The following is an 11,705-nucleotide window of genomic DNA, read 5'->3' as shown; positions in this document are numbered from 1 at the left end:
GGCCCGCCGATCACCGCGTTGGCGTCCTCGGGCAGCAGGTCACGCACCGACCACTCGCGAGGCACTAGTCCGTGGCCTGCCCGTCGCCCGGGCGGCCATTGCCCGTCGTGGGGGGTGTCTGGATCGGCAGCGTGGGCTTATCGGTGGTGCTCGTGCTCGTGCTCGTGGTCGGCGGGGGCGGGGGCGGGGGCGGCGGAGGGGTGGAGCTGCTCGAGGAGGTACTCGTCGGCGTGCTCGAGGACGAGGTGGACGAGGACGAGGTGGTCGAGGAGGAGGTCGACGACGAGGAGGAGCTGGTGGTCTTCGAGGTCGACGTGCTCGACGACGAGGACTGCGTGGACGTCGGCTGTCGGGTCGGCGCCTGGGTCGTCGTGATCGGCGCGGGCGCATTGCTCGGCCGGTCGGTCTGCGGTCGGTAGGTCACATTGCCGGCCGGCGGCAGGCTCTTGACCGGCGACCCGTCCAGCGCACCGATCATGTAGTCCGTCCAGATCCGGGCAGGCACGGTCCCACCGGTGATCTCCGCGAAGCCACCGAGGTTGACCAGCTGGTTCTCTTCCACCAGCCGTCCGTCGCCCTTGTACATGCCCACGGCCGTCGCCAGCTGTCCCGGCGTGAATCCGTCGAACCAGGCCGCGTAGTTGTTGGAGGTCGTCCCGGTCTTGCCGCCTACCGGCCGACCGAGGTCGGCGACCGTCGGGTAGCCGGTGCCGCCGGGCTGACCCACCTGGCTCATCGCCTGGATGGCGTCTCGGGCGACGTCCTGGGGGAAGGCCCGCCGCACGTCCTTCTTCACCTCGTAGTCCAGCTTGTACTCGCCGGTGCTCGTCACGGAGGAGATGTAGTAGGGGGTGGCACGCCTCCCTTCGGCCGCGATCGTGGCGTAGGCGTTGGCCATGTCGATGACGCGCACCGCATCGGTCCCGAAGACATTGGCCGGGGTCTGCGACAGGGGCACCCGCTTGTCGCCGTTCCACGCCACGACACCAGCATCCTTGGCCGACTTCGCGGTGGACTTCGGGCTGGCCGCGAGGTTGAGCTGCGCGTAGTAGGTGTTGATCGACTTCTGCGTCGCGGTGCGCATGTTGACCGGTCCGTAGGACGCGTTGCCGTAGTTGACGACCCCGCCGTTGCGTTGGATCTGGCTGCTGCCGGCACCCGTGGAGACGAAGGCCTTGTTGTAGTACGGGCTGGCGCCGCTGTAGGTCGTGGAGAGCGGGATCCCCTTGCGCAGGGCCGCGATCATCGTGAAGGGCTTCATCGTCGACCCGGCCTGCATCTTGCCGTCGACGGCGGAGTTGAAGTAGCCGTACTTCCCGTGACCGAACCTCGCCCCGCCGTACATGGCCCGGATGGCCCCGTCATTGGGTTGGATCGAGGCGAGCCCGATGTGCAGGTCCGAGGTGCGCTCACCGGTGGGTCGGTGGTTCTTGACGGCCTTGGCCGCCGACGTCTGGGCCTTCTTGTCGATCGTCGTGACGATCTTGAAGCCGCCGCGGTCGATGTCCGCGTCGGACAGCTTCAGCCGAGTCCGCAGCTCGGTGCGCACCTCTTCGGTGATGAAGCCGATGTCATTGGACTTCGAGGCGGTCCGCTTCGGTGCCGTGACCTTCGGGAACTTCTGCTCGGACCGCTCCGCCGGAGTCATCCAGCCCTCGGAGACCATCCCGTCGAGGACGTAGTCCCAGCGTCCGGTGGCCAGCTCCTTCTGCTCTTCACCCAGCGAGGGGTCGTAGAGCGAGGGCCCACGGATCACGCTGGCCAAGAGCGCCCCCTCGGACGGGGTGAGGTCCTCGACGTCCTTGTTGAAGTAGGCCTTGGACGCCGTCTGGATTCCGTCAGCCCCGCGACCGAAGTAGATCGTGTTGAGGTAGTTCTGGAGGATCTGGTCCTTGTTGAGCTCACCGTCGACCTTCACCGACAGCAGGATCTCCCGCCCCTTGCGTTCGAGCGTCTGGTCCTGGGTCAGGAAGTAGTTCTTGACGTACTGCTGGGTGATCGTCGAGCCTCCACCGCGGTCCTCGCCGGCGAGGGCGCCGCTGATGGCGCGGAAGATGCCCTTGGGCGAGATCCCCCGGTTGTCGTAGAAGGAACGGTCCTCCGCAGCGATGAAGGCGTGCTGCACGTGCTCGGGGACGCGGTCGAGCCCGACGGCCTCGCGGTTGACGCTCGCGATCCGATCCATCTCGGTCTCGCCGTCCGAGTAGTAGAGGACGGAGGCCTGCTGCACGGCGCGGTCGTTGGGCTTGGGGATGTCGATCATCAGGTACGCCGCGACCACCGCGGCGATCCCGAGCGCCACCAGCACGGCCAGCCCGATGAGGACCTTGCGGAAGAAACCTCGCATGCCGCCACGGCGCTTCCCCTTGCGCCGGGACGACGAGCGCCGACGAGAGCGCGACTCGGCACGGGAGCGGGAGGGATCAGACATCAAGGCACCTTCGGACACGGGACGACGAGCACGTCCCTCCCAGTATGGGGCCATCGCGCCGCGCCGACAGACGCAACCCGATGTATCACCCCGATACATCGGGTACGCTCACACGGCACCGGGCACGTCCGAGCCCTCGGTGCGCCATCACCAGAGCGAAGGGAGAGGACGTGCGCCGCCGCGAGATGCTCGAGTTCGCCGTCCTCGGCCTGCTCCACGAGGACCCCCTGCACGGCTACGAGCTGCGACGCCGGCTCAACACGCGACTCGGCGCCTTCCGCGCGCTGTCCTTCGGCACGCTCTACCCCTGCTTGGCGAGCCTGCAGGGCCAGGACCTCGTGAGCGTCGACCGCGACGAGCCGCGTGCGACCAGCAGTCGACGCCAGCGGATCACGTACACGATCACCGACTCGGGCCGCGCAGCCTTCGCCCAGATCGCCGGGCGCACCGACCCGGGCAGCTGGGACGACGACGCCTTCGACCTGCGGGTCGCGTTCTTCGCCAGGACGGAGCGCGAGGTCCGGCTGCGCATCCTCGAAGGACGCCGCGCCCGGCTGGCCGAGCAGCTCGACGGCATGCGGACCGGCGAGGGGTCCCCGCGCCTGGATCGGTGGTCCGCCGCCCTGGCCGCGCACGGCGAGGACGCCACCGAGCGGGCCGTCGCGTGGCTCGACGAGCTCATCGACGCCGAGCGGCGCGGCCCCCAGGCCAGGCCCGGCACCCTCAGCGACCCGGCCCACCCAGCTTTCAACCCGCCCCCCACCAAGGAGAACCCATGAGTTCCATCCGCGTCGCCATCGTCGGCGTCGGCAACTGCGCCAGCTCGCTCGTGCAGGGTGTCGAGTACTACAAGGACGCCGACCCGTCGGGCACCGTCCCCGGGCTGATGCACGTGAAGTTCGGCGACTACCACGTCAACGACGTGCAGTTCGTCGCCGCCTTCGACGTCGATGACAAGAAGGTCGGCAAGGACCTCTCCGAGGCCATCAACGCCTCGGAGAACAACACGATCAAGATCTCCGACGTGCCCACGACGGGCGTCGAGGTCCAGCGTGGCCACACCCTCGACGGCATCGGCAAGTACTACGCCCTGACCATCGACGAGTCCCCGGCCGAGCCGGTCGACGTGGTGCAGGTGCTCAAGGACGCCGAGGTCGACGTGCTGGTGTCCTACCTCCCGGTGGGCTCCGAGGAGGCCGACAAGTTCTACGCGCAGTGCGCGATCGATGCAGGCGTGGCCTTCGTCAACGCCCTGCCCGTCTTCATCGCATCCGACCCCGTGTGGGCCAAGAAGTTCGAGGACGCCGGCGTCCCGGTCATCGGCGACGACATCAAGAGCCAGGTCGGCGCGACCATCACCCACCGCGTCATGGCCAAGCTCTTCGAACAGCGTGGCGTGGTCCTCGACCGCACCTACCAGCTCAATGTCGGCGGCAACATGGACTTCAAGAACATGCTCGAGCGCGAGCGTCTGGAGTCGAAGAAGGTCTCCAAGACGCAGGCCGTCACCTCCAACCTCGAGGGGCCTCTCGCCGGCGTCGGCGCGGACGACCGCAATGTCCACATCGGCCCGTCGGACTACGTGGCCTGGCTGGACGACCGCAAGTGGGCCTACGTCCGCCTCGAGGGTCGCGCCTTCGGCGATGCCCCGCTGAATCTCGAGTACAAGCTCGAGGTCTGGGACTCCCCCAACAGCGCCGGCATCATCATCGACGCGATCCGCGCGGCGAAGATCGCCAAGGACCGCGGCATCGGTGGCGCCCTGCTCTCCGCGAGCAGCTACCTCATGAAGTCCCCGCCGGAGCAGCGCGAGGACACCGAGGGCCGCGTCAAGCTCGAGGCCTTCATCGCGGGCACAGAAGAGCGCTGAGCACTGCTCCATCAGGTGGGCGGTTGGTGCTGTGTACTCGCGGGCGGGTACGCAGCACCAACCGCCCACCTGTGTCAGGAGAGGGTGACGGGGAGCGCCTCGAAGCCGCGCAGCACCCAGGTGGGTCGGCGAGGCGGGGTGTCGGCGAGGGAGATGTCCGGGAAGCGCTCGAGCAGCCGCCGCACCGTGATCTCCAGCTCGACCCGCGCGAGCGGGGCCCCGAGGCAGAAGTGCCGGCCGAGCCCGAAGCCCACGTGCGGGTTGGGATCACGAGCGACGTCGAAGCAGTCGGCCCCCGTGCCGGGATCGTCCCCGAAGACCGACGCATCGCGGTTGGCCGAGCCCATGAGGCAGGCGACGGTCTCACCGGCCCGCACGAGCGCGCCCTCGACCTCCACGTCCTGGGTGGCGGTCCGCTCGAAGAGCTGCAACGGAGCGTCGAAGCGGATCAGCTCCTCGAGCGCCGTGGCGACGGTGACCTTCCCCGAGGTGATCCGCGCGAGCTGGTCGGGGTGGGTCAGCAGCGAGTTGAGGCCGTTGCCGAAGACATTGACCGATGCCTCGTGGCCCGCGTTGAGCAGCAGGACGACGGTGGCGACGAGCTCGTCGTCGCTGAAGCCGCCGGCGCCATCGCGCTCGGCGATGAGGTCGCTGACGAGGTCCTCCCCCGGGCGGGCGCGGCGCATCTCGATGACCTCGCGGGTGTAGGCAGCGAAGTCGGCACTGGCGCGCACCGCTGCCTCACGGGTGGCCTCGTCGACCCCCTGCTCGTACATGTGCACGATCGCCTGGGACCAGTCACGCAGCCGGACGTGGTCCTCTCGGGGCACACCGAGGAGGTCGGCGATGACGAAGACCGGCATCGGCTCCGCGTAGTCCGCGAGGATGTCCACCGGCCGGGCGGCATCGAGGCGGTCGAGCATGGAGTCGGCGAGCTCCTCGATCCGTGGTCGCATCCGCTCGACGTGCCCCTTGGCGAAGGCCCCGGCCAGCAGACGCCGCATGCGGGTGTGCTCCGGCGGCTCGTTCTCCATCAGCTGGTGGCGGTGGAGGGTGTTGAAGGGCTCCATCTGCTCGGCCGGCTGCCAGTCCGCCCAGACCCGACCCATGGACCGGTGCCGCAGCGTGGCGCTGACCGACGCGTGGGTCGTGGCCACCCACCGGCCGTCGAGCGCACGCAGCACGGGACCGCCCGACCGCCACCGCGCGAGGAGTGGGTACGGATCGTCCAGCAGGACAGGGGCGGAGAGGTCGACGTCGCTCATCGCGCACCATCTTCACCCACGGGCGCGCTGGGCACGAGGGGAGTGCAGCGTGCCGCAGCACCAGCACTCTCCACTAACCTCGGTGGCATGGGTCACAGAGTCGAGTCAGAGCTGGTCGCCAATGTCATCGCCGTCCACGTGACGGCCGATCAGGATGTCGCCGTGGGTGACGAGCTGGTCCTCCTCGAGTCGATGAAGATGGAGATCCCGGTCCTGTCCGAGCGCTCCGGCCGGATCCTCGAGGTCAAGGTCACGGCAGGAGACGTCGTGCAGGAGGGGGAGGTCCTCGTCGTCATCGACGACTGAGCGACCTTCGTCCCGTCGTCCGGCGGGCCTGCACACGGCGAAGGGGGCGGATCCGACACGTGGTCGGTCCGCCCCCTTCGGGTGTGGCCAGTGGGCTCAGGCGCCCCCGCCACCACCAGAACCCTTGTCCTGGTCGTCGGCCTGCTGAATGGCCGACTTGGCGTAGGCGTCCAGGACGTCCTGGGCGCTCTGCAGGGACTTGGCCGCGTCCTGCCATGCGCTGGCGAACTGCTCCTTGTCGTTACCGTTCCAGTTGCCCTCGAGGGTGCTCATCTGGGAGGTGCCGTTCTGGCTGACCTCTCCGATCTTGCCAGCCTGCGTGGTCAGCTGACCCGCAACCTCGCGGATCCTGCCAGTGTCCATTCCGTCGGTCAGATTTCCAGCCATGTCAATTCTCCTTCAGATCTCTACGTGTGTGGGGTGAGTGGGATCAGCCGGCTCAGGAGCCGGAGATGCGCGCCTGCTCGTTGGTCTCGTGCTGCAGCTGGTCCACCAGCGACTCGATGAGGGCCTTGATCTTCTCGAGCTGGGGGCGGTGCTGCCCCTCCCACTCGGAGATGAACTTCTCGGAGTCCGGGCCGTTCCAGGCCTCGTTGGCCGCCTGGACCTGGGTGTTGACTGCGGTGATGACGCCGTTGAGCTCTTCCGCCAGGTTGGTCCACTTCGGGAGCTCACCCTTGACGACGTCGAGGTTCATTCCAAGGAACATGCTGTCCTCCTGCGATGTTGGTGATGGTCTTGCTCTGTATGTGTGTTTCCCCTCGGGCCTTGTCCTGCCCGACTGAGGTCAACACTAGGGAAGGTCTGGCGCAACGCCCATGGGGAGAACTCCCCACCTCCCTGTGTCCACAACTAAACAACCTGAATTCCGTTGCGGCACAACCACATTGGTGATCATCGGATCTCCTCCGGGTTGGCCACCTGGACGATCTGGGCCCGGCCACGCCGGACCAGGACTCCCCGGCCCTCGGGCATGATGACGCGCGCCAGCGGCGGGAAGTTGGTCTTGAAGATCATCGAGGACTCGGAGCCGTCCGGCGCCAGGGCGAGACCTGAGCGAGAGCCCTTGACCAGCCCGGGCAGGCCCATGCTGGTCGTCAGGGCGTTGGGGTCGGCCTCTCCCACGACGAAGTGGTCGTTGTCCACGAGCGGCTTGATGGCCTCCTGCAGAGGCATCTGGTACGGCGATGTGTTGAGGTCGTCGAGCTTTTCGATGAGGAGCACCTGCAGCGGTGAGGTCTCGTCGAGAGCCCGCTCCTTGAGCATCGCGCACAGGTCCTTGATGTCCTCCTCGCGCGTGGCCGTCGACTCGAACTGCGGCATCGCAAGCATCTCCGAGTTGCGGCGCAAGGTGATCAGGTGCGCCTGGGCCAAGGGGTTCCACCTCTTGATCGCCTGCACCATCTGCACCATCGCCGAGGTGCGACCACTGCCGGGCGGCCCGGTGACGACGAATCCACCGCGGGGGTCGAAGGAGACCGGTGCCAGCTCGTCCGAGCTCATCGCGATGACGGGCAGGTTGTCGACCTGACCGGGCAGGCTCGACGCCGGGATGACCTCCGGCAGGGATGCCACCGGCGCTGCCGGGCGGGCCCCGGACTTGGCCATCGTCTCGGCGAACCCACGCACCATGCGCGACTGCTCCGACGCGTCCGTGGTCCCACCGAGGACAGCCACCTGCACCTCCCGCTTCTTGAACAGCCCTCGGCCCGGGGGGGAGTCCGGCGTGAGCACGTCATTGGGCACCCCGAGGAAGGAGTAGTCGTCCTCGGTCGCCATGCGCAGCACGAAGCGGGACTGGACGGAGGACCCCATCGCCACCGGCAAGCCGTTGCGGGCATCGACGGAGAGCACGAAGTGGACGCCGACCGGACGGCCGTCGGACAGCAACGAGGTGAAGGCGTCCAGCCACTTCATGAGCGCTCCCGCCGACTCGTAGGCATTGCGGAAGGCGCTCAGGCCGTCGACCAGAACGAAGATGCGCGGCTCGTCGGTGTGGCCGGTGAGTTTGCGGTACTGCGTGATCGTCGTGGCATTGGCCCGGGAGTAGCGGATCGCGCGCTCGTCGACCATCTCCCTGAGCATGGTGATCAGGCGCTTGACCCGCTCCTCGTCCTGGCCCGAGATGATGCTGCCGACATGCGGCAGCTCCTCGAGCATCCCGAGGCCACGGTTACCGAAGTCCAGGCCGTAGACGTGGCACGGACCACCGCGCACGGTGAACCCTGCCGCGATCGCGATCGTGCGCAGGAAGGAGCTCTTGCCCGATCCCGACGCCCCGAAGACCGCGAGGTTGCCCTCGACATCCGGACGGAAGGAGATCGCCGGCTGGCTCTGGCTCTCCGGGTTGTCGGCGATGCCGATGACCAGCTCGTCGTCCCGTCGATCCGTCGGCAGCTTCGCCAGCTCGTAGACCTCGGCGAGCTCGGACAGCCACGGCTTGCGCGGGACCGGGATCTGCGCCTCGACGCGAGCCCGCTCGACGGTGTCGACGACCCGCTGGATGTCCGTGGGACCCAGATCGGCCTCCTCGTCCCCCTTTTCCTTGGCCGGCAGCTCCCACGCGAGGGGGGCGCCGAAGGCGAGGGTCGAGACGAGCATGTCCGGCGGGGGTGGGGTGTTGCTCGTCCACCCACCCGCGTAGCCGGTCTGGAAGGGCACGAGGCGACCCGGGCCGGACTTGGCCAGGGCACGCCCCGGCAGGCCGGGGTCGAAGTAGGCCGCATCCGGGGTCCCGAGCACGTCCGTCGAGTCGTCGGTGTCCGCCATGCGCAGGGCCATGCGCAGGTTGGTGTTGGCCCGCAGGTTGTCCTTGATGACACCGGCCGGACGCTGCGTCGCGAGGATCAGGTGGATGCCGAGGGAGCGACCACGCTGGGCGATGTTGACGACGCCGTCGACGAAGTCGGGCACCTCCTGCACCAAGGCCGCGAACTCGTCGACGACGATGATCAGGCTGGGTGGGGCGTCGACCTCACCGCGCCGCTCGAGCTCGATGAGGTCCTTGGCCTTGAAGCGTGCGAGCAGGTGCTCGCGGTAGTGCAGCTCCGCGGACAGCGAGGCGAGCGCCCGCCGCACGAGGTGCGGCGAGAGGTCGGTGACCATGCCGACGGTGTGCGGCAGCTGCACGCAGTCGCGGAAGGCCGATCCACCCTTGTAGTCCACGAGCAGGAAGGTCACCCGCTGGGGACTGTTGGCCGTCGCCATGCCGAGGATCCACGCCTGGAGCAGCTCCGACTTGCCGGCACCCGTGGTCCCACCGACGAGGGCGTGCGGGCCGTCGGTGCGCAGGTCGACGCTGTGGGTGCCCATCGCGGACTGTCCGATGACGGCACGGAGGGAGCCGGGCTTGCGGCTGGGGGTGGGCGGCGCGTGACGCCCCGTGAGGATCGACCGGTTTTCGTTCCACCGTTCGATGACCGCCATCTCCGAGTGGGCGATCTCGGTCCCCACCAGCGCGAGGTAGGAGACGGATCGCGGGATGTCGGAGTCGTCCTGGGCGAGGGCGCTCGAGTCGGTGATGGGCGCCAGTTGACGGGCCACGGTCACCGCCTCGCGCAGCGAGATGAGGTCGGCCTGCACGTCGGTGGCCACCTGGGCGGGACCGACCCAGCCGACGCGAGCGCTGCCGCTCTCCGCGACCTCGACAAAGGTCCGGCACGCGGCCGGCAGCTGTTCGGTCACGGGGGCGACCCAGATGACGACGACCCCTGCCGCGGAACCGGCCTCGGCCAGCTGGACGAGGCGTGCGCGCTCGACGGGCGCGTCGTTGTCGATGAGCACGACGACCGATGGGCCGCTGGCTCCGTCCTTCTTCTGGCCCGACCGACCGGCGACGAGCGACTCGAGCTGCTCCATGATCGCCGAGCAGCCGGGGCCGGAGCTGGCCGTCTGCTGCACATCGAAGGGGCTCTGCGGCGAGGAGGTGTGCGGCACCCACTTCAGCCAGTCCCAGTCCCGGGCCGATGTCGTCGAGGCGAGCGCGCACAGCACGACCTCGGCCGGTGAGTGCGCGGACATCGTCTGCACGACGAGCGAACGAGCGAGTCCCAGGGCCGCCTCGCGCGGACCGGAGACACCGATCGCGCCGTCGAGCAGCGGGTGGGCGGTGACGGGCACATCGGCGACGACACCGAGGCCCTGCATGAGGGTCGAGACCTCGAGCCAGGCCTCGGCCCGGGTCCGCCCCATCTTGGGCAGCTTGATCTCGCTGCGGCTGGGCCGCACACCCAGACCCAGCCGGAACTCGAGGTAGCCGGGCTCCCCCGGACGGCGGGTCCACATCAGCGGGTGGTGAACGGCCACGGCCTGCCCGAACTCAGCGACCGCGGGGTGCTCCTGCCGGCGGGTGTCGTGCTCCCGGTCCAGCTCGGTCTCGATGTCCTCGACGAGGTAGCCGACGTCCTCGCGGAAGTCCTCCATCGCCTCCTCGAAGTCCAACCGGACGCGCCGCTTGGACTCCCACGCGTTGGCCAACATCATCATCGGCATCATGAGCATGAACATGATCGTGAAGCGCGATCGGGTGATGGCGAAGAGGGTCGCCCCCATGAAGACCGGCACGATCATCATCGCGAGCGGGATGCGCTGCGGCTTGCCGCGCTCGGGCAGGTCGGGCACCTCGAACTGGAGCCCCTGGTAGACCGGTGAGATCCGCGGCGACCGGACGAAGGCGACATCGCCGGACTCGGTCGTCGTCACCCCCGCGGCGAGGGTGCGCGCGGAGATCTCGAAGGTCGTGTCCCCGATGGTGAAGGTCTCGCCCTCGCGCAGGATGGCCCGGTCGACCTGCTCGTCGGCGACGACCACGCCGTTGGACGAGCCGAGGTCGGTGACCTCGACGACATCGGCGACGAGGAGCTTGGCGTGCCGGCGCGAGACCGAGGCGTCGTTGATCTGCACCTCGCAGTCGCGGCCGCGGCCCACGTGGGAGGTCCCTCGCTGGAGGGGGTACTCCCGTCCGGTGTCGGGGCCGGCGACGACCTTGGCCATCGCGATGGGTGCCTCGGTGTCCTTGTACCCCGAGGAACGTCGAGTGACGCTCAGGTGGGCGCCGGAGCGCAGGCCGGACTCCTGGACCGTCGTGTTGGGGTCGACGGCCCGGAAGTTCTCGTCGACCAGCGCCAGGGTCATCTGGCCGAGGTCGGACCTCTCGTAGCTGCTGCCGGCACGCTGGCGCTGCGGGTCCGCGAGCACGAGGTGCTCGGCGAGGTCACCGACGGTGGTCCGTCCGTCGACGGTCGCGACGAGGTCGGTGTCCTCGTTGTCGGACCCACGGAGGGTGAACATCAGCTTCATCGAAGCGCCTTCCGGGTGGGGGCGGTGGTCTTGTCATGGAGCCCGATGTCCTCGCGTCGCGAGAACAGCGGACGGGGGTCGAAGGTCGCCCGCACGCGGGTGACGAAGGGGGTCTCCCGCCGCATCCTGCGACGGACCCGTCGCAGCTCGGCCTGCCAGGCGGTGACCTCGGCCGGCTGGGGTGGGGCCGGTCCGAAGACCAGCGCGTCAGCCCGCAGGGCCGCTGGCACCGCGTCGATCGACGGCCCGAGCGCCCGCGCCTGCTCGATGCGGGTCCCTCCGGCCGGCAACCGTCGGCCCAGCACGCCGGCCTCCTCGACGAGGTCGTTCCACGCGCGGCCCACCCGACGGTCGGGGGTTCCGCGGCGCAGCCGGATGGCTCGACGGATGCTGGTGACGACGGGCGTGAGGAGCAGGAGCAGCAGCGGGATCCCGACGAAGACGCCGAGCAGCTGGGCCCACAGGGGCCAGGTCGACGGCGAGGACCAGTCGACGACGGGCGCGGGCGGGGCCGGCGGCGGCGGGGGCGGCGGCG

General features: G+C 69.0%; 8 protein-coding genes and 1 pseudogene. 3 read left to right on the top strand and 6 right to left on the bottom strand.

All coding sequences use genetic code 11. The features are described from left to right. Window positions 1-64: 64 nt before the first annotated feature. Window positions 65-2,431, bottom strand: a complete 2,367-nt coding sequence (locus tag JLI01S_RS15460; RefSeq protein WP_084349499.1) for a transglycosylase domain-containing protein — start codon at window positions 2,429-2,431, stop codon at window positions 65-67. 170 nt (window positions 2,432-2,601) lie between these two features. On the opposite strand from JLI01S_RS15460, the gene JLI01S_RS15455 reads away from it, so the two are divergent. Next, window positions 2,602-3,210: a PadR family transcriptional regulator gene (locus JLI01S_RS15455; protein ID WP_245634651.1), complete on the top strand. Its 609-nt coding sequence runs from the start codon at window positions 2,602-2,604 to the stop codon at window positions 3,208-3,210. Beyond that, window positions 3,207-4,301: an inositol-3-phosphate synthase gene (locus tag JLI01S_RS15450; RefSeq protein WP_068266277.1), complete on the top strand. Its 1,095-nt coding sequence runs from the start codon at window positions 3,207-3,209 to the stop codon at window positions 4,299-4,301. Before JLI01S_RS15455 ends, JLI01S_RS15450 begins: the two co-directional genes overlap by 4 nt. Before the next feature lie 74 nt (window positions 4,302-4,375). Here JLI01S_RS15450 and JLI01S_RS15445 read toward each other — a convergent pair whose 3' ends face one another. Further along, entirely contained in the window at window positions 4,376-5,566 is a 1,191-nt protein-coding gene (locus JLI01S_RS15445; protein ID WP_068266276.1) for a cytochrome P450, read from the bottom strand. An 87-nt stretch (window positions 5,567-5,653) separates the two neighbouring features. Here JLI01S_RS15445 and JLI01S_RS15440 point away from each other — a divergent pair, with 87 nt between their 5' ends. Then, window positions 5,654-5,872 (top strand): biotin/lipoyl-binding carrier protein, encoded by a 219-nt coding sequence (locus JLI01S_RS15440; protein ID WP_068266273.1) that lies wholly within the window; start codon window positions 5,654-5,656, stop codon window positions 5,870-5,872. Window positions 5,873-5,968: 96 nt separating this feature from the next. Here JLI01S_RS15440 and JLI01S_RS15435 read toward each other — a convergent pair whose 3' ends face one another. The 4 genes and pseudogenes from JLI01S_RS15435 to JLI01S_RS17200 all read right to left on the bottom strand — a co-directional run. Continuing rightward, the gene (locus JLI01S_RS15435) at window positions 5,969-6,259 is read right to left on the bottom strand and encodes a WXG100 family type VII secretion target (protein WP_084349497.1); all 291 of its coding nucleotides are present in this window, start codon (window positions 6,257-6,259) and stop codon (window positions 5,969-5,971) included. 52 nt (window positions 6,260-6,311) lie between these two features. Next, window positions 6,312-6,581, bottom strand: a complete 270-nt coding sequence (locus tag JLI01S_RS15430; RefSeq protein ID WP_157075004.1) for a WXG100 family type VII secretion target — start codon at window positions 6,579-6,581, stop codon at window positions 6,312-6,314. 185 nt (window positions 6,582-6,766) lie between these two features. Beyond that, the gene (locus JLI01S_RS15425; protein ID WP_169797350.1) at window positions 6,767-11,161 is read right to left on the bottom strand and encodes a type VII secretion EssC family protein; all 4,395 of its coding nucleotides are present in this window, start codon (window positions 11,159-11,161) and stop codon (window positions 6,767-6,769) included. A 5-nt stretch (window positions 11,162-11,166) separates the two neighbouring features. Then, window positions 11,167-11,705, bottom strand: a pseudogene (locus tag JLI01S_RS17200) (hypothetical protein); the annotation flags it as partial.

Source organism: Janibacter limosus NBRC 16128 (genome assembly GCF_001570985.1).
Classification (GTDB): Bacteria; Actinomycetota; Actinomycetes; order Actinomycetales; family Dermatophilaceae; genus Janibacter; species Janibacter limosus.
The sequence above is the reverse complement of the archived record's forward strand: the minus strand, read 5'-3'. Positions and strand labels throughout refer to the sequence as shown.

Excerpts from the sequence above, each read along its gene's own strand:
- JLI01S_RS15460 (WP_084349499.1), bottom strand. The coding sequence starts at position 2,431 with ATGTCTGATCCCTCCCGCTCCCGTGCCGAGTCGCGCTCTCGTCGGCGC.
- JLI01S_RS15450 (WP_068266277.1), top strand. The coding sequence starts at position 3,207 with ATGAGTTCCATCCGCGTCGCCATCGTCGGCGTCGGCAACTGCGCCAGC.
- JLI01S_RS15445 (WP_068266276.1), bottom strand. The coding sequence starts at position 5,566 with ATGAGCGACGTCGACCTCTCCGCCCCTGTCCTGCTGGACGATCCGTAC.
- JLI01S_RS15440 (WP_068266273.1), top strand. The coding sequence starts at position 5,654 with ATGGGTCACAGAGTCGAGTCAGAGCTGGTCGCCAATGTCATCGCCGTC.
- JLI01S_RS15435 (WP_084349497.1), bottom strand. The coding sequence starts at position 6,259 with ATGGCTGGAAATCTGACCGACGGAATGGACACTGGCAGGATCCGCGAG.
- JLI01S_RS15430 (WP_157075004.1), bottom strand. The coding sequence starts at position 6,581 with ATGTTCCTTGGAATGAACCTCGACGTCGTCAAGGGTGAGCTCCCGAAG.
- JLI01S_RS15425 (WP_169797350.1), bottom strand. The coding sequence starts at position 11,161 with ATGTTCACCCTCCGTGGGTCCGACAACGAGGACACCGACCTCGTCGCG.